This window comes from Acidimicrobiales bacterium, assembly GCA_036491125.1.
Classification (GTDB): domain Bacteria; phylum Actinomycetota; class Acidimicrobiia; order Acidimicrobiales; family AC-9; genus AC-9.
The window spans coordinates 1-18449 of the sequence record DASXCO010000064.1 but is presented as its reverse complement, the minus strand read 5'-3'; the positions used below and the strand labels follow the sequence as shown (position 1 = coordinate 18449).

Annotated in this window: 18 protein-coding genes; 8 read left to right on the top strand and 10 right to left on the bottom strand. The window is 70.0% G+C overall.

The features are described 5' to 3' along the window. Positions 1–9 precede the first annotated feature (9 nt). Positions 10–744 (top strand): ribonuclease HII, encoded by a 735-nt coding sequence (locus tag VGF64_05055; protein HEY1634105.1) that lies wholly within the window; start codon positions 10–12, stop codon positions 742–744. Here the strand turns inward: VGF64_05055 and VGF64_05050 are convergent. Further along, the gene (locus tag VGF64_05050) at positions 724–1953 is read right to left on the bottom strand and encodes an acyl-CoA dehydrogenase family protein (GenBank protein HEY1634104.1); all 1230 of its coding nucleotides are present in this window, start codon (positions 1951–1953) and stop codon (positions 724–726) included. The genes VGF64_05055 and VGF64_05050 overlap by 21 nt on opposite strands. Before the next feature lie 120 nt (positions 1954–2073). Between VGF64_05050 and VGF64_05045 the strand changes: the two genes are divergently transcribed. Then, the gene (locus VGF64_05045; GenBank protein ID HEY1634103.1) at positions 2074–2562 is read left to right on the top strand and encodes a carbonic anhydrase; all 489 of its coding nucleotides are present in this window, start codon (positions 2074–2076) and stop codon (positions 2560–2562) included. A 13-nt stretch (positions 2563–2575) separates the two neighbouring features. Here the strand turns inward: VGF64_05045 and VGF64_05040 are convergent, their stop codons facing one another. Genes VGF64_05040 through VGF64_05015 form a run of 6 tightly spaced genes read right to left on the bottom strand, consistent with a single transcriptional unit; the run spans position 2576 to position 7528 of the window. Further along, positions 2576–3607: a prenyltransferase gene (locus tag VGF64_05040; GenBank protein ID HEY1634102.1), complete on the bottom strand. Its 1032-nt coding sequence runs from the start codon at positions 3605–3607 to the stop codon at positions 2576–2578. 43 nt (positions 3608–3650) lie between these two features. Then, positions 3651–4490 carry an amidohydrolase family protein gene (locus tag VGF64_05035; GenBank protein HEY1634101.1) on the bottom strand — a complete coding sequence of 280 codons (840 nt, stop codon included), beginning with the start codon at positions 4488–4490 and terminating at the stop codon, positions 3651–3653. Then, positions 4490–5086, bottom strand: coding sequence for a TetR/AcrR family transcriptional regulator (locus VGF64_05030; GenBank protein HEY1634100.1), 597 nt, complete (start codon positions 5084–5086; stop codon positions 4490–4492). The genes VGF64_05035 and VGF64_05030 overlap by 1 nt, the downstream gene beginning before the upstream one ends. Continuing rightward, entirely contained in the window at positions 5083–6726 is a 1644-nt protein-coding gene (locus VGF64_05025; protein HEY1634099.1) for a sulfatase-like hydrolase/transferase, read from the bottom strand. The genes VGF64_05030 and VGF64_05025 overlap by 4 nt, the downstream gene beginning before the upstream one ends. Continuing rightward, complete coding sequence (locus tag VGF64_05020) at positions 6719–7126, bottom strand: DUF1330 domain-containing protein (GenBank protein HEY1634098.1); 408 nt, start codon at positions 7124–7126, stop codon at positions 6719–6721. Before VGF64_05020 ends, VGF64_05025 begins: the two co-directional genes overlap by 8 nt. Positions 7127–7186: 60 nt before the next feature. After that, complete coding sequence (locus VGF64_05015; GenBank protein ID HEY1634097.1) at positions 7187–7528, bottom strand: DUF5655 domain-containing protein; 342 nt, start codon at positions 7526–7528, stop codon at positions 7187–7189. 130 nt (positions 7529–7658) lie between these two features. Between VGF64_05015 and VGF64_05010 the strand changes: the two genes are divergently transcribed. The 3 genes from VGF64_05010 to VGF64_05000 are packed head-to-tail and all read left to right on the top strand — an operon-like array spanning position 7659 to position 13167. Continuing rightward, positions 7659–8420, top strand: coding sequence for a maleylpyruvate isomerase family mycothiol-dependent enzyme (locus VGF64_05010; protein ID HEY1634096.1), 762 nt, complete (start codon positions 7659–7661; stop codon positions 8418–8420). Between the two features lie 24 nt (positions 8421–8444). Further along, on the top strand, positions 8445–9446 hold the full coding sequence (locus tag VGF64_05005; protein ID HEY1634095.1) for a hypothetical protein: 1002 nt from the start codon (positions 8445–8447) through the stop codon (positions 9444–9446). 58 nt (positions 9447–9504) lie between these two features. Next, positions 9505–13167, top strand: a complete 3663-nt coding sequence (locus VGF64_05000; protein HEY1634094.1) for an ABC transporter ATP-binding protein — start codon at positions 9505–9507, stop codon at positions 13165–13167. Between the two features lie 6 nt (positions 13168–13173). Here the strand turns inward: VGF64_05000 and VGF64_04995 are convergent, their stop codons facing one another. Together VGF64_04995 and VGF64_04990 are read right to left on the bottom strand one after the other, a co-directional pair. Then, a complete protein-coding gene (locus VGF64_04995; protein HEY1634093.1) occupies positions 13174–14019 on the bottom strand; it encodes an arginine deiminase-related protein in 846 nt (281 codons plus the stop codon). Next, a complete protein-coding gene (locus tag VGF64_04990) occupies positions 14016–15389 on the bottom strand; it encodes a TIGR00300 family protein (protein ID HEY1634092.1) in 1374 nt (457 codons plus the stop codon). The genes VGF64_04995 and VGF64_04990 overlap by 4 nt, the downstream gene beginning before the upstream one ends. On the opposite strand from VGF64_04990, the gene VGF64_04985 reads away from it, so the two are divergent. The 3 genes from VGF64_04985 (at position 15352) to VGF64_04975 (ending at position 18227) form a co-directional block, all read left to right on the top strand. Then, positions 15352–16611 (top strand): Glu/Leu/Phe/Val dehydrogenase, encoded by a 1260-nt coding sequence (locus VGF64_04985; GenBank protein HEY1634091.1) that lies wholly within the window; start codon positions 15352–15354, stop codon positions 16609–16611. The genes VGF64_04990 and VGF64_04985 overlap by 38 nt on opposite strands. 106 nt (positions 16612–16717) lie before the next feature. Beyond that, complete coding sequence (locus VGF64_04980; GenBank protein HEY1634090.1) at positions 16718–17563, top strand: ZIP family metal transporter; 846 nt, start codon at positions 16718–16720, stop codon at positions 17561–17563. Between the two features lie 13 nt (positions 17564–17576). Beyond that, positions 17577–18227, top strand: a complete 651-nt coding sequence (locus tag VGF64_04975) for a dienelactone hydrolase family protein (GenBank protein HEY1634089.1) — start codon at positions 17577–17579, stop codon at positions 18225–18227. On the opposite strand, the gene VGF64_04970 is transcribed toward VGF64_04975, so the two are convergent. Continuing rightward, positions 18228–18449: hypothetical protein (locus tag VGF64_04970; protein ID HEY1634088.1), on the bottom strand; the 222-nt coding region annotated here is incomplete at its 5' end.

Genomic DNA, 18449 nt, shown 5'->3' with positions numbered 1-18449 from the left:
CCTGCGGCCATGGGCTCGAGCGGGGGCCGCGGTCGGACGACGATCGCGCGACGCCGCCAGGTCGTGCCGTCGCTTCGGATCGAGCGCGACCTGTGGGACGGCGGGAACACGGTCGTGGTGGGCATGGACGAGGTGGGACGCGGCGCGTGGGCCGGCCCCCTCAGTGTCGGCGCAGCCGTCCTGCCGAGGGATCGCCGCGTCTACAAGGTGCGCGACTCGAAGATGCTGACCGAGCCCGAGCGGGAGGCGCTGTTCGACCGGGTGGCGGGGTGGTGCACCACCTGGGCTGTGGGCCACGCCACACCTGACGAGTGCGACGAGCTGGGTATGTCCGAAGCGCAGCGCCTGGCCGCGGGCCGCGCCCTGGCCGCCCTCTCGCTGCGGCCCGACCACGTGCTCATCGACGGTCGCTGGGACTTCGTGGGCGGTCCCAACACCCGCCGCATCGTGAAAGGCGACGCCACATGCCTGTCCATCGCCGCTGCGTCGGTCCTCGCCAAGGTCACCCGTGATCGCGTCATGCGCGGCGAGGCCCGGCACTTCCCGGGCTACGACTTCGAGCTGAACAAGGGCTACCCGTGTCCCCGCCACAAGATGTCCCTGCGGGCGTGGGGGCCCACGTCGATCCACCGGCGCAGTTGGGTGTTCATGGACCACCTGATCTGGGGGACCCGCTATCGGCGGCCGGGCATGGACGTCGAGCTTCCCTTTGCCGAGGGCGCGTCAGGAACCGCCGGTGGGTGACGGATCCTTCGGGAGACCGAGGACGCGCTCGCCGATGATGTTCTTCATGACCTCGTCGGTGCCGCCTGCCACCTTCACCCCGGGCGTACCCAGCACCAGCTCCGACCACGCGTAGGTTCCCCACTCGCCGGTGTCGGCGATCATCCGCGGGCCCAGGGCCAGGCTCACCAGCTCGCCGACGCGCGACATGTTGTTGGTGAGCGAGAGCTTGGCGATCGACATCTCCGGACCCGGGAGCTGACCCGCCTTGATCTTGGCCATGGCCCGCTGGTTGGTGTAGCCGGCCACCTTGCCGTTGATGTAGACGTCGGCCAGGCGCTGGCGAAGCAGCGGATCGTCGTTGCCGCCGAAGTGACGGAGAAGCTCGATGAGGCGGTCGCCGCCGAGGACCCCACCTACGCCTGCTCCGCCGGCGCCGATGGCGGCCCGCTCGTTCATGAGCGTGGTGAGGGCCACCGTCCAGCCCTGGTTGACATCGCCGAGACGGTGGTCGTCCGGCACGCGCACGTCGGTGAAGAAGACCTCGTTGAACGTCGAGCCGCCGGTCATCTGGCGCAAGGGCTTTACCTCGACGCCCGGGGCGTGCATGTCGATGACGAAGCCGGTCAGACCCCGGTGCTTGGGCAGGCTGGGATCGGTGCGGCAGATGATCTCGCCGATGTCGGCGAACTGGGCGACCGACGTCCAGACCTTCTGCCCCGTGATACGCCACTCGTCGCCGTCCCGCTCGGCCCTGGTCTGGAGGCTGGCCAGGTCGGAGCCGGCGCCCGGCTCGCTGAAGAGCTGGCAGGCGATGATCTCCCCGCGGTACAGCGACCGCAGGTAGCGCTGCTTGGTCGCCTCGGTGGCGTGGGCGAGGATGGTCGGGGCCACCATGCCGAGGCCGATGCCGAACGGCGTCTGGGGCGGGGTGTCGAACGCCGCCTCCCGGGAGTGGTAGATGCGCTCGTAGGCGGCGGGCAGCTCCCGGCCACCGTACGCCTGCGGTCCGGTGATCCACCCGAAGCCGGCGTCGAAGGCTTGCTGCCGCCAGCCCTTGGCCGCCTCCACCTCGGCGGCTTCCTCCTGGTCTGACTTCTCGGCGAAGAGCGCGACGCTGTCGGAGCCCTGGCCCCAGCCTCTCTTCTCCTCGACCCGCAGCTTGGCGTTGGCCTCGAGGAAGGCGAGCGCCTCCTGCTCGAACTGCTCCTCGGACACGGTCTCGGCCATGAAACCCCCTGGGGAACGCCTCTTGACTGGGTGGTCAGGTTATCGGAGGCGGCCGTTGCGCTGAAACCGGCGTATTGTTGACTGATAAGGTCGGAATTCGCCGACGTGAGGAGGTCGATCATGAGCGCCACCGACGAGCTGGTAGCCAACTCGCAGGCCTACGCCAACGCCTTCGACAAGGGCGACCTGCCGATGCCTCCCGGGAAGAAGCTGGCCATCCTGGCCTGCATGGACGCCCGGCTCAACCTGTACGGGATCTTCGGCCTGCGCGAGGGTGACGCCCACGTGATCAGGAACGCGGGTGGCGGCGTGACCGACGACGCCATCCGCTCGCTCGCCATCTCCCAGCGGCTCCTCGGCACCGACGAGATCATCCTGGTACACCACACCGGTTGCGGGATGCTCACCTTCACCGATGACGCCTTCCGCCAGCAGGTCGAGGAGGATACCGGGGTCCGCCCGCCCTGGTCGGCCGAGGCGTTCTCCGACCTGGACCAAGACGTCCGCCAGTCGATCGCCAGGATCAACGCCAGCCCCTTCATCCCCAAGAAGAACGTGCGCGGCTTCGTCTACGAGGTCGAGAAGGGGTCGCTGCGCGAGGTGACGTAGCGGGGCGAAGTGCTCAGTAGCCGAGGATGGCGCCCACGGCCAGACCGACCACGAGGAGCGCCCCCGCCCGCCGGGTGTGGAGGAAGGCGATCGCGGCGAACCACAGCGGCCAAACCGGGAAGCGGGGAGGCGGCCGATCCGGACGTGCCCGGTCGAAGGCCTTCCACACCTTGGCCAGCGCCGGCAGGGCGGCGAAGACCAGGAGTGTGGGCCACGGCAGGGCGCCGACCCCGACGAGAACGGCGACGCTGACGTAGAAGGCGGCCATCATGGCCTGGGTCAGACGGCGGGCCCGGCGCTCGCCGAGCAGGACCGGCAGGGTGCGTGTTCCCTGCGGCGCGTCCCACTCGATCTTGTCGATGTGCTTGCCCATGAGGACGGTGGTGCAGAGCAACCCGTAGGGGATCGAAGCCGCCACGACGTGCCAGGGCAGATTGCCGACCGCGGCGTAGTAGGTGCCGCCGACCATCAACGGGCCCCACACCGCCAGCACGTCGGGCTCCCCGAGGCCGCGCTTCTTGAGTCGCAGGGGCGGGGCGGTGTAGGCCGCGCTCAACAGGAACCCGCCGAGGGCGAGGGCCACGACCGGCCATCCCCGGTAGGCGAACAGCACGATGAGGATGGCTAGGTCGGCGACGTTGACCGCCAGGGCCGCGGTGAGCAGGCCCCGCCGGGAGATCATCCCTGACAGCACCGGGTGTGGTGCGTACAGCGCACGGGGGTAGGCGTCGGTATCGGCGCCGACCTCCAGATCGAAAAGGTCGTTCATCAGGTTGTTGGCGGTGTGGGCCAGGAGGATGCCCGCCAGGGCGAGGAAGAACAGCCCGGGGCGAAACCCGTGTTGGTTCACCGCCAGCAGACCGGCCACGGCGCCGGCCGTCAGGGTCATCGGCAGGACGGAGGCCCGGGTCAGCACCAGCCATTTCGACACCGGGTCGAGACGGCCCGTCGGCGGGTTGGACGTACGGAGCACTTCCCGCCAGCGGGCCAGGAGCCGGGGTGACGCGGTTGCGCCGGACGCGGCGCCGTCAGACACTCTGGCCATCGGCCTCGAGGCTATCCGGCCGCCCGACGAGCCGCCCGCCATGTCACAGCCCGAGCAGGCGCTCGGCGTTGCCCCACAGCACCTTCTCGCTGACGGAATCGCTGAGGCCGAGGTCCGAGAACTCCCGTAGCCAGCGCTCCGGCAGGATGAAGGGGTAGTCGGTCCCGAAGAGGGTCTTGTCCTGGAGCCGGCCTCCGACCTCCCGAACGAGCTCGGGCGGGAAGTACCGGGGGGCCCACCCCGACAGGTCGGTGAAGACGTTCGCCTTGTGGAGAGCGATGGCGTTCATCTCCAGCTGCCAGGGGAAGGCCGGGTGCGCACAGATGATCGTGAGGGCGGGGAACCTGGCCGCCACGGTGTCGATGTGGATGGGGCGCACGAAGTCGAGCTGGAAGCCCGACCCGCCGGGCGTCCCCGCGCCCATGCCCGTGGTGCCGACGTGGAACAGGCACGGCACGCCGAGGGCCGAGATCTCCTCCCACAGCGGCGAGAACCGCTCGTCGGAAGGTACGAAGGCCATCGCCGCCTGCTGGAACTTGAAGCCCTTCATGCCCAGCTCGTTCACCGCCCGTCGGGCCTCGGCGACGGCCGCCTCGCCCTTCCAGGGATCGACCGAGGCGAAGGGTATGAAGCGCTCGGGATAACGGCGGCACACGTCTGCCACCCAGTCGTTGGTGACCGGCGGGCGACCCGTGGCGGTCTCGGCGTCCCACGCCAGGAGCACACCGCGCATCCCCTCGTAGTCGGCCGCCATCTCCTCGACGCTCCGCACAGGTATGTCGAGACGGAAGTGGTGGCAGAGGTCGTCCATGTACGGGCCGATGGAACCCCCGAGGTACTCGGCGGTCGAGGGATGGACGTGGCAGTCGATCGGGGTCCCCATCAGCGCTCCAGCAGGGCCTCGACGGTGGTCGTGAGGGCCGTCCGGGACTGGGGAACCGACAGGCGCTGCTCGACCCGCAGGTTGTCCCACGCCGCGAAGCTCGTCGCCGTCTCCAGGGCGGCGACCAGGGTGGTCCGATCCGTCCCGTCCAACGATTCGAGCTCCGGACCGAACGTGGCCAGGAGGTGTCGGCGTAGGAGCCGCCGGACCTGGGCGAGGCCCTCGCGTACGGCCTGGTGAAACGGCTCGTGGCGGAGGGCAGCACGGCGGACCGGCCCGATCCGCTCGTAGAGGTGGGCGCGATGGCTCGCCAGGGCGGCGACCCGGCCGGCCCTCGAGCCGGCGGGCGGCGCGGCCAACAGGAGCGGGCCGATGCGCATCCCCTGATGCGCCGTCGCCGTGGCGAAGAGCTGCTCGAGGTCCTCGAAGTGGCGGAACACCGTCCGCACCGACACCCCGGCTCGTGCCGCGATCTCGGCTGCCCCGGGTCGCAACGACCCCTCCTCGAGCAGGTCCAGCATTGCGTCCACGACAGCCTCGCGACTGCGGGCCGACCGCTGAGCCCGGCCGTCGACCTCGCTCGTACCCAGTGTCACGCGGGCGCCGAGACCGGCAGCGAGCGCACCTCACGGGGAAGGTGGTCGTAGAGATCGCTGATCAGGTCCTCACGGAGGGTCCGTACGGCGGGATCGTCCCAGCGGTTGTGCCACTGCAGCGGATCGGCTGCCACGTCGTACAGCTCGCCGGTCGCGATCGAGACGCCGCCCGGACCCTGGCGCTCGGCCTCGTACACGACCGAGGAAGGCTCGAGCACCCTGGGTCCCCAGACCTCTTCGAGTCCGTTGGGCTTGCCTGCCGTGGACGGCTCGTAGACGGTGCAGAGCCAGCCGTCGCGGTACACCGAACGCAGGTGCATGCCATAGCCGGGGAACTGGCTGTCCCACTCGCACAGCATCCGTTCCCTCCCCGTCTGTCCGTCACCGACGGGCAGAGCGGCGCCCTGCATCCACTCGGCTGGTTCGATGCCGGCGATGGTGCAGAGGGTCGGCGCCAGGTCCACCTGGCCGACCGGGTCGGCGACCTCGCCGGGCGTCACCCCCGCCACCGGAGCGGGTCGCCAGATGAGGGGAAGCCGCATCAGGGCGTCGACGTGGAACGGGCCCTTGTACAGCAGGCCGAAGTCTCCCTGCAGCTCGCCGTGGTCGGTGGTGAAGATCACGTCGGTAGTGTCCGTCCATCCGCGCGCCTCGACCTGGTCCAGGACCCGGCCGCAGGCTTCGTCGACAAGCTCGTTCATCACGTGCGTCTTGGCGTTGATCTCGCGAAGCGCGTCGGTGGTCAGCCGGGACGGCACGAACGCCGCCGGGCCTCCCTCGACGTTCGGCCAACGTCCCTCCCAGAAGGCGAGCCAGTGGGGGGGCTTGCCGGAGAGCACGGCGCGGATGTCGTCGTCGGCTCCGGGGTGGCCGGGCGGCAGCTCCAGCTCCTGCCAAGGGACGCGGTAGTTCTCCGATGCGGGCGGGTCCCATGGATGGTGGGGATCGGGGAAGCTCATCCAGCAGAACCAGGGCTCGTCGTCGCCGATCGACGCCAGCCAGTCGACGGTGAGGTCGGCGACCCAGTCGGTGTGGTACCAGGGCCTGGGGATGGGGTTGTTCTTGGTCTCCGGCGCGTCGGTGTCCCCGCCGGGCTCCGCCTGGAGCAGGTTGGCGAAGCTGTGGAGATGCTCCGGATGCTGCTCGGCGAGCCACCGGCCGTAGTGCGCAACGGGAAAGTCGCCCCAAGCGGCGATGTGCATGGCCTGGATCGACCGCTCGAACCCGCGCCAGGGGCCGGTATCACCGCGGGCGGCGCGCGCGTTCTCCTCGAACTGGCGCTGCGGGTCGATGCCGGGCTCGAAGTGCGCCTTGCCCAGCAGGGCGGTCCGGTACCCCGCCCGCTCCGCCAGGTAGGCGGCGATCGACGGGGCGTCGGGAGGCAGAGCGATCCCGTTCGCCACGACCCCGTGGGTCCGGACGTACTGGCCCGTCAGGATGGTCGAACGGGCCGGCATGCACACCGTGTTCTGGTTGTAGGCGCGTCGGTAGTTGACCCCCTCGGCTGCCAGGCGATCGGCCACGGGGGTGCGGGCGATGGTGCCGCCGTTGCACCCCAAGCTGTCGTAGCGCTGCTGGTCCGTCGTGATGAGCAGGATGTTGCGGCGAGCGCCGCCGGTGGCCGGTGCCTGGTCAGGCATGCGACCCAGTCCATTCCCCGACCGGCTCGCAGCCGAGCAGGACCGTTCGATCGAGCCCCTGCTCGCGGTCTCTGTGGGCGTCCTGGTACTCGGCCGTCGTGACCATCTCGATGAACGCCTGGCGACTGGGGTACGACACCAGCACGGCAAGGTCCCAGCGATCGTGCTCGGAGTCGCCGATCAGCACATGCTCGGGCCGGCCCATCCAGACGACCCGGCCGCCTCGGTCCTCGACCATCTTGACCGCCGCCTTGCCGTATTGGCGGTAGGCGTCTTCACCCCCAGACGGGCTCGAGACGTCAGATGGTGCGAAGTGGAGCAGGTTGATCATCACGACCTCGCCCTCCCGCTCGTGGTTGGCGAAGGCCTCGAACTGCTCCCGGGTGGGGGTGATGGCCATGGTGAGACGGTACTGATATGGCACTTAGAATGTCAATACCTCGCTGGGTGACCAACGGCGTCAGGCTGGGGCGTTGAGGTACGCCTCGGTGATCAAGTCCCGGAGGTTGTCGTCGAACTCCTCGGGGCTGTGGAGGTTGGCGACGTGGTAGTAGCGACCGTGGTACGGCACGACGTTCTTCGTGATCCTCGGGTGCCGGACGGCACGGGGCAGCGAGAAGGACAGCGCCACCCACCGCTGCATCGGCCGTAGCTGGGCGAAGGTCTGCGCTCGCTTCAAGAAGATCCCAACCGATACGGGCTCCACGTGGACCGGTCCCAAGCTGTTCACGTGGCGCATCACCGCATCGAAGATCGGGCGCTCGTGCGCGGGACCGGTCGAGAAGTACTCCTCGAGCGACATGGCCGGCTCACATTCGTGGGACTGACCGGCGCGGGCGAACCGTCGGCCGCATCGAGGACAGGTCCACCCCGGCACGCGACCATGTTGGCTCCCAGCTCTGCGACGGGCCAGCGTGGGTACACTCCCCTCGGTGGAGGCCACGTTGAAGGTGATCGTCGCCGCCCTCGCTGATCAGCAGGCCGAGCTGTCCAACCTGCTGTCTGGCCTGGGCGACACCGACTGGCAGCGACCCTCGCGCTGCGACGGGTGGACGGTCGCTGACGTCGTGCTCCACCTGGCCCAGACCAACGAGCTGGCGTCGGCGAGCGCCAGTGGACGGATGGCTGAGGCCCTGGACGACCTCGCCGGCGGTCAGCGTCGCACGGGATCCGTGGATGACGGTGCCGACGTCCTGGTTGCTCGCGAGCGGGGTCAGCCGGGACGTGAAGTTCATGACCGTTGGGTTGCCACTGCCGACGACCTCTGTCGGCGGCTGGAAGGGACTGATCCCCACCAGCGGCTGGAGTGGGTGGCCGGTCAGGTCTCCGCCCGCACGCTCGCGACCACCCGGATCGCCGAGACCTGGATCCACGCCGGGGATATCGGCGCTGGGTTCGGATGGATGCCGGCCGCAACCGACCGGTTGTGGCACGTCGCCCGTCTGGCCTGGCGCACGCTGCCGTACGCGTTCGGCCGCGCCGGACGCGAGCTGACCGGCCCGGTGGCGTTCGAGCTCCGAGCTCCGAGCGGAGGTGGCTGGCGTTTTGCCGGGGACTCCGAGATCCTCACCATCGTCCGCGGCGACGCCGTCGAACTGTGCCTCGTGGCCGCCCGCCGGGCCAGCCCCGAGGACACGGCGCTACGCGTCGAGGGCCCCGATCCGGTGCTCGAGCTCGTGCGGACCTACGCCTAGTCGAGCACTGGCGGGACACCAGGGGTGGCGCCGGCTGTCGACGCGATTGTCTTCGTCCTCGGTGCCGTCGTCAGCCTCGGCACCAGCTGGCTCCTCGTCTCGAGGATCGAGCGGGTCGGGGAGCGACTGGGTTTCTCCGAGGCGCTGCTCGGCATCGTGGCGGCTCTGGCCGCAGACGCCCCGGAGCTCACCGCCGCCATCACCGCCCTGAGCAACAACGAGCACCAGGTGGGCGCCGGTGTGGTCATCGGCTCGAACGTCTTCAACCTCGCTGCGCTCCTGGGGCTCGGCGCCGTCGTGGCCGGGCGGATCGCCCTGCACCGAAGAGTGATCGAGCTGAGCGGCGCCGTGGCGATCTGGGTGGCCGGGGTCTGTGTTGCCGCCGTGGTGGGCGCGGTCTCGGTGGTGGTCGCGCTGGCGCTGAGCCTCGTTGCCGTCGTGCTCTACGTGATCGTGCTCGGCGCCGGCCGAAGCGGGCTGGAGCGCCTCCGGCTACCTCGAACCTGGATCACCTGGCTCGGAGCTGCCGTGGCCGACGAGGAGCTCGAGCTCGAGGACGCCATCCGGCCCCGACGGGGAACAGGCGGGGACGCCCTCCTTGCTGGCGCGTCGCTCGTCGTGGTGGTCGTCGCCAGCGTGGCCATGGAACGGGCGGCCTCGTCGCTCGGGTCTCGCTTCGGCGTGCCCGAGATCGTGATCGGCGGGCTCGTCCTGGCGGCGGTCACGAGCCTGCCCAACGCCGTGGCCGCGGTGTACCTGGCGTCACGTGGACGGGGAGCGGCCGTACTGAGCACGGCCCTCAACAGCAACGCGCTCAACGTCACCGCAGGTCTTCTCCTCCCGGCCGCCGTGCTCGGGCTGGGCGGGTCATCCGGCGACACGAGACTCATTGCATGGTGGTATCTCGGGCTTACCGTCTTCGCGCTCGGGTTCGCCTACCGCGACCGCGGCCTTCGTCGGGACACCGGCGCGTTCATCATCCTCATCTACCTGGTCTTCGTCGCCTCGCTGCTGGCGACTGCGTGAGGTACGACTCCAAGCAGCGAGCCTGAAGTTCGACGGTCACCGAATATCCTCGGACGGCATGAAAGACGGCTACGGAAAGGGCTGGATCCGCGGACTCCTGCCCTTCCTGGCCAACCATCGGCGCAACGTGGCCTGGGCGTTCGGCGCCGCTGTCGTCGGTATGGTCATCCAGGCCCTGACCCCGGTGGTCGAGAAGGTCATCGTCGACGACGTCGTGCTCAGCCATCGCAAGCCCCTCGGTCCCTGGCTGGGGCTGCTGCTCGGCGCCGGACTGGTGAGCTTCGGCGCCGCCTACATCCGGCGGTTCAGAGGTGGACGGGTCGCTCTCGACGTCCAGTTCGACCTGCGGACAGCGGTCTTCGAGCGCCTCCAGCGCCTGGACTTCGCCCGTCACGACCAGCTCGACACCGGTCAGCTGGTGTCCAGGGCCAGCTCGGACCTGGGCCTCATCCAGGGCCTTTTGTCCTTCCTCCCCGTCGTGAGCGGCAACGTCGTCCTGCTCGTCGTCTCCTTTGTGGTGATGCTGTTCCTGTCGCCGCCCCTCACCCTGGTGGCGGTGCTGGCCATCCCCACCATCGGCGTCGTGGCCTGGCGGCTTCGCAGCGCCGTGTTCCCGGCCAGCTGGGACGCCCAGCAGCGGGCCGCCGACGTCACCGGCGTGGTCGACGAGGCAGTGACCGGCGTCCGGGTGGTCAAGGGCTTCGGCCAGGAGCGCCGGGAGCTGGGCCGGCTGACAGCCGTCGCCGAGCGGCTGTACGGCGCCCGGGTGCGGACGGTACGGCTCCAGGCCCGCCTCCAGGCCGCCCTCCAGGCGGTCCCTGCCCTGGCCCAGGTGGCGATCCTCGGCCTGGGCGGGTGGCTCGCCTACAACGGCGACATCACGCTGGGCACCTTCCTGGCCTTCTCGACCTATCTCCTCCAGCTGGTGTCGCCGGTGCGGATGCTGGCTGGCCTGCTGTCGTTCGGGCAACAGGCCCGGGCTGGCGCCGAGAGAATCCTCGAGCTGCTCGACTCCAACCCGAAGGTCGTCGAGCGCGACGACGCCCAGACCCTCCACCAGCTGCGCGGCGAGGTCAGCTTCGACGACGTGTCATTCGGCTACATGCGCTCGCGTCCCGTCTTGTCGGGGTTCTCGCTGTGCGTTCGTCCGGGCGAGACGGTTGCCCTGGTCGGTGCGTCGGGGTCGGGCAAGTCGACGGTGGCGCTCCTCCTCCCACGCTTCTATGACGTCGACGGCGGGTCCGTGCGCGTCGACGGCGTCGACGTCCGGGACGTCACGTTCGAGTCGTTGCGGCGCCAGATCGGGGTCGTGTTCGAGGAGACGTTCCTGTTCTCCGACACGGTGCGGGCCAACATCGCGTACGGTCGGCCCGACGCCACCGAGGGGCAGGTCCTGGCGGCGGCTCGGGCGGCAGAGGTGGACCGCTTCGTCGCCGAGCTACCCGATGGCTACGACACCGTCGTCGGTGAGCGTGGGATGACGCTGTCAGGAGGCCAACGCCAGCGCGTCGCTCTGGCTCGGGCCCTGCTCACCAATCCGCGGGTGCTGATCCTCGACGACGCCACCTCCTCGATCGACGCCAGCACGGAGGAGGAGATCCACTCCACGCTGCGGCGACTCATGGAGGGCCGGACGACGCTGCTCGTGGCCCACCGCCGCTCGACTCTGCGCCTGGCGGACAGGATCGCGGTCGTCGACAACGGTGTGGTGGTCGATGACGGTACCCACGACGAGCTGCTGGCCCGCAACGTCCAGTACCGCCGCCTGGTGGCGGGACCGGGCGAAGGGGCCGAGGGGGAGGCCGAGCTGGAGGAGCCCGTGCCGGCCGTCGTCGCTCCGGTCGCGCCACGCCCGGCGCTAGCGAGCGTCGGTGGACCAATGGAGGGCGTCATGCTGGCGCCGACGCCTGAGCTGATGGCGGCCGTGGAGGCGCTTCCCCCCGCCGACCATCGTCCCGAGGTGGACGTGGAGCGCGAGTCGGCCCACGACCCGCGGTTCGGGTTCCGGCGCTTTGTGCGCCCGTTCCGCCGGCAGCTGGGGGTGGGTGTGGGACTGGTGCTGATCGACACCATCTTGACCGTGCTCGGCCCGGTACTCGTGAAGGTGGGCATCGACCAGGGAGTCGTGGCCCACTCGCTGTTGGCTCTGGCGATCGCCACGGCCGTGTACCTGGTCGTGGTCCTCGCCGACTGGGTCGACACCTGGGGGGAGATCCGTTACACGGGCCGCACCGCCGAGCGGCTGCTGTTCGCCCTGCGGCTGCGCATCTTCTCGCACCTCCAGCGCCTGGCGCTGGACTTCTACGAGCGGGAGATGGCGGGCCGGATCATGACCCGCATGACCACCGACGTGGAATCGCTGTCCCAGCTGCTGCAGACGGGCCTGATCAACGCCATGGTCAACCTGTTCAGCTTCGTCGGCGTGGCAATTGCGCTCGTCGTGATGGACTTCCGCCTGAGCCTCGTCACCTTCATCGTGCTCCCACCTCTGTTGGCGGGCACGTGGTGGTTCCGGCAGCGCTCGCGGCGCGCCTACGCCCAGGCGCGCGAGCGGATCGCGGTGGTCAACGCCAGCTTCCAGGAGAACCTCTCCGGTGTTCGCGTCGCCCAGGCCTACGTCCAGGAGGGGCGCAACGAGCAGACCTTCCGCCAGGTCTCCAGCGATTACCTGGGGTCGCGGGTTGGGGCCCAGCGTCTCGTGGCCATCTACTTTCCGTTCGTCCTCCTGCTCTCCGACATTTCCGCTGCGCTCGTGCTCGGGGCGGGGGCCTGGTTCGTTGGCCACCACCAGCTCAGCGTCGGCGTGCTGATCGCCTTCCTGCTCTACCTCGATCAGCTGTTCTCGCCCATCCAGCAGCTCTCCCAGACCTTCGACCAGTGGCAGCAGGCGCGGGCGTCGATGGTCAAGATCAGTGAGCTCATGCGGATCCCGATCTCCACTCCCGAAGCGGACCATCCCATCCGCCCGGGACGCCTGGAGGGTTCGGTGCGGTTCGAGTCGGTCCGATTCGGTTACGAGGGGTCACGCGTCGAGGCCCTGCGCGGCGTCGACCTCGAGATCGACCCGGGCGAGACGGTCGCCCTCGTCGGCGAGACGGGTGCGGGCAAGTCGACCGTGGTGAAGCTGCTGGCGCGCTTCTACGACGTCACCGGTGGGCGGATCCTGATCGACGGGTTGCCGCTGTCCGAGCTCGACCTGGCCGCCTATCGGGCCCAGCTCGGCTACGTGCCGCAGGAGCCGTTCCTCTTCTCCGGGACGATCCGCGACAACATCGCCTACGGGCGCCCGTCGGCCAGCGACGCCGAGGTCGAGACGGCCGCCCGGGCCGTCGGTGCCCACGAGCTGGTGGCCAGCCTGCCCGGGGGCTACGACTACCTGGTGAGTGAACGGGGCCGGGCGTTGTCGGCCGGACAGCGTCAGCTCATCGCCCTGGCCCGGGCCCGGCTCGTCGACCCCGCCATCCTCGTGCTCGACGAGGCCACCTCGAACCTCGACCTCTGGACGGAGGCCAGGGTGGCCCGCGCCATGGCCAGGGTCGCGCGTGGTCGCACGACACTGCTGATCGCCCATCGGCTCCCCACGGCGCGCAGCGCCGATCGCATCGTGGTCATGCACGAGGGTCGCGTCGTCGAGCAAGGCCGTCACGAGGAGCTCCTCGCCAAGGGTGGCCGCTACGCCAGCATGTGGGCCGCCTTCGATGTCGAGCCGGTGGCGGGCTGAGCCGCGCTAGCTGAGGCCGGTGCGAAGGTCGACGTCGAGCGCGAGGGTGAGGCAACGGCAGGCGCCGCCGGCCATCAGGAACTCGTCGACGGGGGCGACCGCCACCTCGAAGCCCCAGGCTTCCAGGATCCGACCGACCCGCGGCGGGCAGGAGGGCATGATGATGTTGCCGCCGACGACCACCGAGTTTGCGCAGAAGGCCAAGGCCTCGTCGTCCTCCAACACCAGCGGCTCGGGGACGAGGGCGTCGATGACCTTGCGCCCGTAGGCATCGAGACCGAGCGGCGCCACCATGGCCCGCCGGTCGTCGAGAGGGCAGAACGTGAGATCGAGGTGGTAGAGCCGCTCGTCGGCCAGCTCGACCGAGCGGACCGGCGCACCGGTCAGCTTGGACAGTGCGGGGTGTGAGGCGGCGTCCGAGCGAAACCTGTACGCCGACACCAGCACGAGCTCGCCCTGCGGACCGAACGGCAGCGCGTCGCCGGCGCCTTCGTGCACCACGTTGTCGGGCAGCCACTCGACCTCGAAGCCGCGCCCGGCGAACCACTCCGCATCATGTGCGGTCTCTCCGTGCCGCTCCGGATGGCGAAATCTTGCCGGTACGAACTGACTCCCGTTGACCACTCCCGCGTTGGCGGTGAACACGAGATCCGGAAGCTGCTCGACCGGTTCCATCAACTCGATCTCGGCGCCGGCGGCCTGCAGCTGCACCATCAGGCCATCGAACTGCTCCATCGCCCGGTCGGGATCGGGGCGCACCTCGGCGTGCATCCACGGGTTGATCTCGTAGAGGACGGTGAAGTGCTGGGGACGGCACATCAGAAGGCGCCGGCCCCACGGGAGCTGGCTCAACCCGGTGTCCCACCGAGCCGCTCGGCGAGTTGGCTGACGAACAGCCCGACGTCGGTGACGATGCCGAGGGCCTGGTGGCTGCCCCGATCGGCCAGCTTGGTCACCACCGCCTGGTTGATGTCGACGCAGAAGGTCTCCACGCCCGCCGGGAGCAGGTTGCCTGTCGCGATGGTGTGGAGGGTGGAGGCCAACATCAGCGCCACGCTGACGCCGGGGACGAGGTACCGCATGGCGTCGGCCGCCTCGACCACGTCCCTGTAGACGTCGGGCAGCGGGCCGTCATCGCGAAGGGAGCCGGCGAGGACGAACGGCACGCCGCGGCGCACGCACTCATACATCACGCCGCCGTCGATGTAGCCCGCCTCGACGGCGGCGGCGATCGAGCCGTAGCGGCGGACCTCGTTGATGACCCGGAGGTGGTTGGCGTGTCCCCCGTCCGCAGGCATCCCGCCGCCCATGGAGACGCCGAGCGACGTGCCCATCACGTTGGCCTCGATGTCGTGGGCAGCGAAGCCGTTGCCGGCGAAGAGAATGTCGATCCACCCCTCTCGGACCAGGCGAGCCAGGTCCGGGCCAGCGCCGGTGTGGATCACGGCGGGTCCGCATACGGCCAGCACCCTGCCGCCCCCGTCGTGCTTCTCCCGCCGGACCCGCTCGGCCACCTCGGCCACGACCACGGCCTTGGGTTTCTCCGACGACACCTCGGAGGTCATGAACTCGAACGGCCCGGCACCCCGCGGCCGCTCGGGCGCCTCCACCCGGACCCCATCGGTGCCCACGACCACGAGGTCGCCGGCCCGAACCCGGTGCATCGGGACGGTTCGCACCCGCTCCTGGCCATCGGCGCCGGGCCCCGGGCGCACGACGATGGCGCAGTCCATCTCGGGATTGACCACGCTGACCCAGCGACCGTCGACACGCACCCACGTGGGCAGGTTCGTCGTGGCGTAGAAGCCGGCCGGGAGCACTCCGTCGGTGTCGGCCGCCAGCAGCTCGGCGTCGCCCTGGACGACGCGGTTGGCCCCCTGGGCCTGGAGCTGGGCCAGCAGCGGGCCGAGCACCTCGTCGCTGGGAGCCGAGATCCGGATGCGGGCCCGGCTGATGTCTCGATTGGTCTTGCCGATGTGGACCGACTGGACCTCGTAGTCGGCGCCCGCGGCGAGCACCAGGTCCATCACCTTGGCCAGGATCAGCGAGTCGATGATGTGTCCTTCCATCTCGACCGTCTCGATCGCCGGCGCCATCGGCGTCAGCGTACCCACGCCCCCGGGCGGCGCCGGGCGTCGCTGGGCGCCCGCCTGCCCCTCGACCCCGGCAACGAGGTGGACCAGGATGGAGGTGATGGCGCGCTTCGATCCCTGGGAAGCCACGCTCGAACGACTCGACGACGCGGCCAAGCTGGCCGGGCTCGACTCGGACGTGCACCGCCTGCTGCGCACGCCCCGCCGCGTCCTCGAGGTCGCCGTGCCCGTGCGCATGGACGACGGCCGGGTGGAGGTGTTCACCGGTTGGCGGGTCCACCACGACACCACCCGGGGCCCGGCCAAAGGAGGGATCCGGTTCCACCCCGAGCTGGACGCCCGGGAGGTGGTCGCCCTCGCCGCCAACATGACCTTCAAGACGTCGGTCGTGAACATTCCTTTCGGTGGCGGCAAGGGCGGTGTGCGCTGCGACCCCCGGCGATTCTCCGACGGCGAGCTCGAGCGCGTCACCCGCCGCTACGCCACCGAGGTCGCGCCCATCCTGGGCCCGGACCGGGACATCCCGGCGCCCGACGTCAACACCGACGGCCGGGTCATGGCGTGGCTGATGGACACCCTGTCGATGATGTGGGGGGGCGGTGTGAACCCTGGTGCGGTCACCGGCAAGCCTCTCTCGATAGGTGGCACGCGAAGCCACACTGGTGCGACCGCGTCGGGGGTGCTCGCCTGTACGCGGGCCGCGTTCAGCGAGCTGGACATGAGCTTCGTCGGCGCCCGGGCGGTGCTGCAGGGGTTCGGCAAGGTGGGCGGTCCGCTGGCGTTCCTGTTGTCATCGGGCGGCATGCGGGTCGTCGGGGTGAGCGACCTGGGGGGCGCGGTGTACAACCCGGGCGGGCTCGACACCTCGACGCTGGCCACCCACGTCGACCTCCACGGGACGGTGGCCGGGTTCGACGGCGGCGATCCGGTCGCGCCCGACGACCTCTGGGAGCTCGAGTGCGAGCTCGTGGTCCCTGCGGCGCTGGAAGGCGCCGTGGACGAGCAGGCCGCCAACCGACTTGGGGGCAAGGTCGTCGTCGAGGCGGCCAACTCGCCGACCACGCCCGAAGCGGACGCGGTCCTGGACCGCCGCCACATCGTCGTGGTGCCCGACATCCTGGCCAACGCGGGCGGCGTCACGGTGTCCTACTTCGAGTGGGCCCAGAGTCGCCAGGGCTTCGCGTGGGAGGAGGGCCTGGTCGCCAACCGCCTGCGGGCCAGCATGGACAACGCCTTCACCGCGGTATGGGCGAGGGCCGACGCCCTCGGTGTGTCGTTGCGACGGGCCGCGTACGTGATCGCCGTCGAGCGGGTGGCCGAGGCCATCTCCGCCCGCGGCCTGTTCCCGTGAGGGTGGGTCTTGGTGCGGTGGGGGTGGCAGTTGACGGCTGAATTAGGTATACCTAAGACTTAGGGAGACCTAAGCACTGTTTTGCCCGCCGCATCAGGAGCGTGCCGTGCCTGCTGGTGAAGTCTTTCTGCTGGGTGCCATCGCCGGGCTCACCATCTTCTTCGGCCTACCCATCGGACGCCTGCGGCACGTGAACCCCAGCCTGCGGGTGCTGCTCAACGCCATCGCCATCGGGATCCTCGTCTTCCTGTTGTGGGACGTGCTGTCGAAGGCGGTGGAGCCGGCGCAGACCTCGCTCCAGTCCGCCGTCGACCACCACGGCTCGTGGTGGGCGTTCGTCGGCTCGTGCGCCACCTTCGTCAGCTGCCTGGCTGTCGGCCTCCTCAGTCTGGTGTTCTACGACCGCTGGGCCGGCCAGCGGGCGGCGCGCCGGCGCTACGGACCGGGCGCCGCCTCGGTGGCCGAGCTTTCCCAGCCTCGGGAGGCGATCGTGCGCTCGGGCGAGAGCCTGGCGGTGCTCATCGCGGTCGGCATCGGCCTCCACAATCTCTCCGAAGGGCTTGCCATCGGGCAGTCTGCGGCGAGGAACGAGGTGAGCCTGGCCCTGGTCCTGATCATCGGTTTCGGGTTGCACAACGCCACCGAGGGGTTCGGCATCGTGGCTCCGCTGGCCGTGGAGGAGGCCCGGCCCAGCTGGGGCTTCCTTGCGCTGTTGGGATTGGTGGGTGGCGGGCCGACGTTCCTCGGCACCATCGTCGGGCGCTCGTTCGTGAACGAGACGCTGTTCGTCGCCTTCCTGGCCCTGGCTGCAGGGTCGATCCTGTACGTGGTGATCCAGCTGCTGAACGTTGCGCAGAAGATGGGTCACAAGGAGATGCTCATGTGGGGCATCCTGGGCGGGCTCCTCGCCGGGTTCGCGACCGACTTCGTGCTGACGGCCGCCGGCGTCTGAGCCTGGTGCTCTCGTGAGCACGGCGGTTCGAATACCCGCCCCCGGGTGCACGCTCGACGCCGACCTGGCTGGGCCCGAGGCACCGACAGGTGTGGTCGCCTTCGCCCACGGGAGCGGCAGCAGCCGCCACAGCCCTCGCAACCGCGAGGTCGCGGCCGTTCTCCAGGAGGCGGGCCTGGCCACCCTGCTGGCCGACCTGCTCACGCCCGAGGAGGAGCAGGCCGACATGCGGACCGGCCACCTGCGCTTCGACATCGGCCTGCTGGCCGGTCGCCTGGTGGCCATTGCCGACTGGCTGTCGGAGGAGCGCAGGACGTCCGCGCTGCCGCTGGGCTTCTTCGGTGCCAGCACCGGCGGGGCTGCCGCCCTGGTCGCCGCGGCCCGCCAGCCGGAAGCTGTCTCGGCCGTGGTCTCCCGTGGCGGCCGCCCCGATCTGGCCGGCGTCGATCTTGGCGCCGTGCGAGCACCGACCCTGCTCATCGTGGGCGGGCGGGACGACGTCGTCCTCGGTCTCAACCAGGAAGCGCTCGGTGAGCTCCGCGGCGAGAAACGGCTCGAAGTCGTTCCCGGGGCGACGCATCTGTTCGAGGAGCCCGGCGCCCTGCAGGCGGTCGCCGCGCTGGCACGCGGTTGGTTCCTCGAACACCTCATATCGGACGCCTGATCACGGCGGTTCCCGCTTGCCTCGGCTGCGTTTCCCATCCCCCTTCCGACCTAGCAGTCCTGCCTGGCGGTCGGCCTCGGTCTTCTTCTCGTGGCAGTCCCAGCAGCGGCCCGCCAGCCGGAAGCTGTCTCGGCCGTGGTCTCCCGTGGCGGCCGCCCCGATCTGGCCGGCGTCGATCTTGGCGCCGTGCGAGCACCGACCCTGCTCATCGTGGGCGGGCGG

Bases quoted from the DNA above. Each gene is read 5' to 3' on its own strand.
- VGF64_05055 (HEY1634105.1), top strand. From the start codon at position 10: ATGGGCTCGAGCGGGGGCCGCGGTCGGACGACGATCGCGCGACGCCGC.
- VGF64_05050 (HEY1634104.1), bottom strand. From the start codon at position 1,953: ATGGCCGAGACCGTGTCCGAGGAGCAGTTCGAGCAGGAGGCGCTCGCC.
- VGF64_05045 (HEY1634103.1), top strand. From the start codon at position 2,074: ATGAGCGCCACCGACGAGCTGGTAGCCAACTCGCAGGCCTACGCCAAC.
- VGF64_05040 (HEY1634102.1), bottom strand. From the start codon at position 3,607: ATGGCCAGAGTGTCTGACGGCGCCGCGTCCGGCGCAACCGCGTCACCC.
- VGF64_05035 (HEY1634101.1), bottom strand. From the start codon at position 4,490: ATGGGGACCCCGATCGACTGCCACGTCCATCCCTCGACCGCCGAGTAC.
- VGF64_05025 (HEY1634099.1), bottom strand. From the start codon at position 6,726: ATGCCTGACCAGGCACCGGCCACCGGCGGCGCTCGCCGCAACATCCTG.
- VGF64_05020 (HEY1634098.1), bottom strand. From the start codon at position 7,126: ATGGCCATCACCCCCACCCGGGAGCAGTTCGAGGCCTTCGCCAACCAC.
- VGF64_05015 (HEY1634097.1), bottom strand. From the start codon at position 7,528: ATGTCGCTCGAGGAGTACTTCTCGACCGGTCCCGCGCACGAGCGCCCG.
- VGF64_05000 (HEY1634094.1), top strand. From the start codon at position 9,505: ATGAAAGACGGCTACGGAAAGGGCTGGATCCGCGGACTCCTGCCCTTC.
- VGF64_04985 (HEY1634091.1), top strand. From the start codon at position 15,352: ATGGAGGTGATGGCGCGCTTCGATCCCTGGGAAGCCACGCTCGAACGA.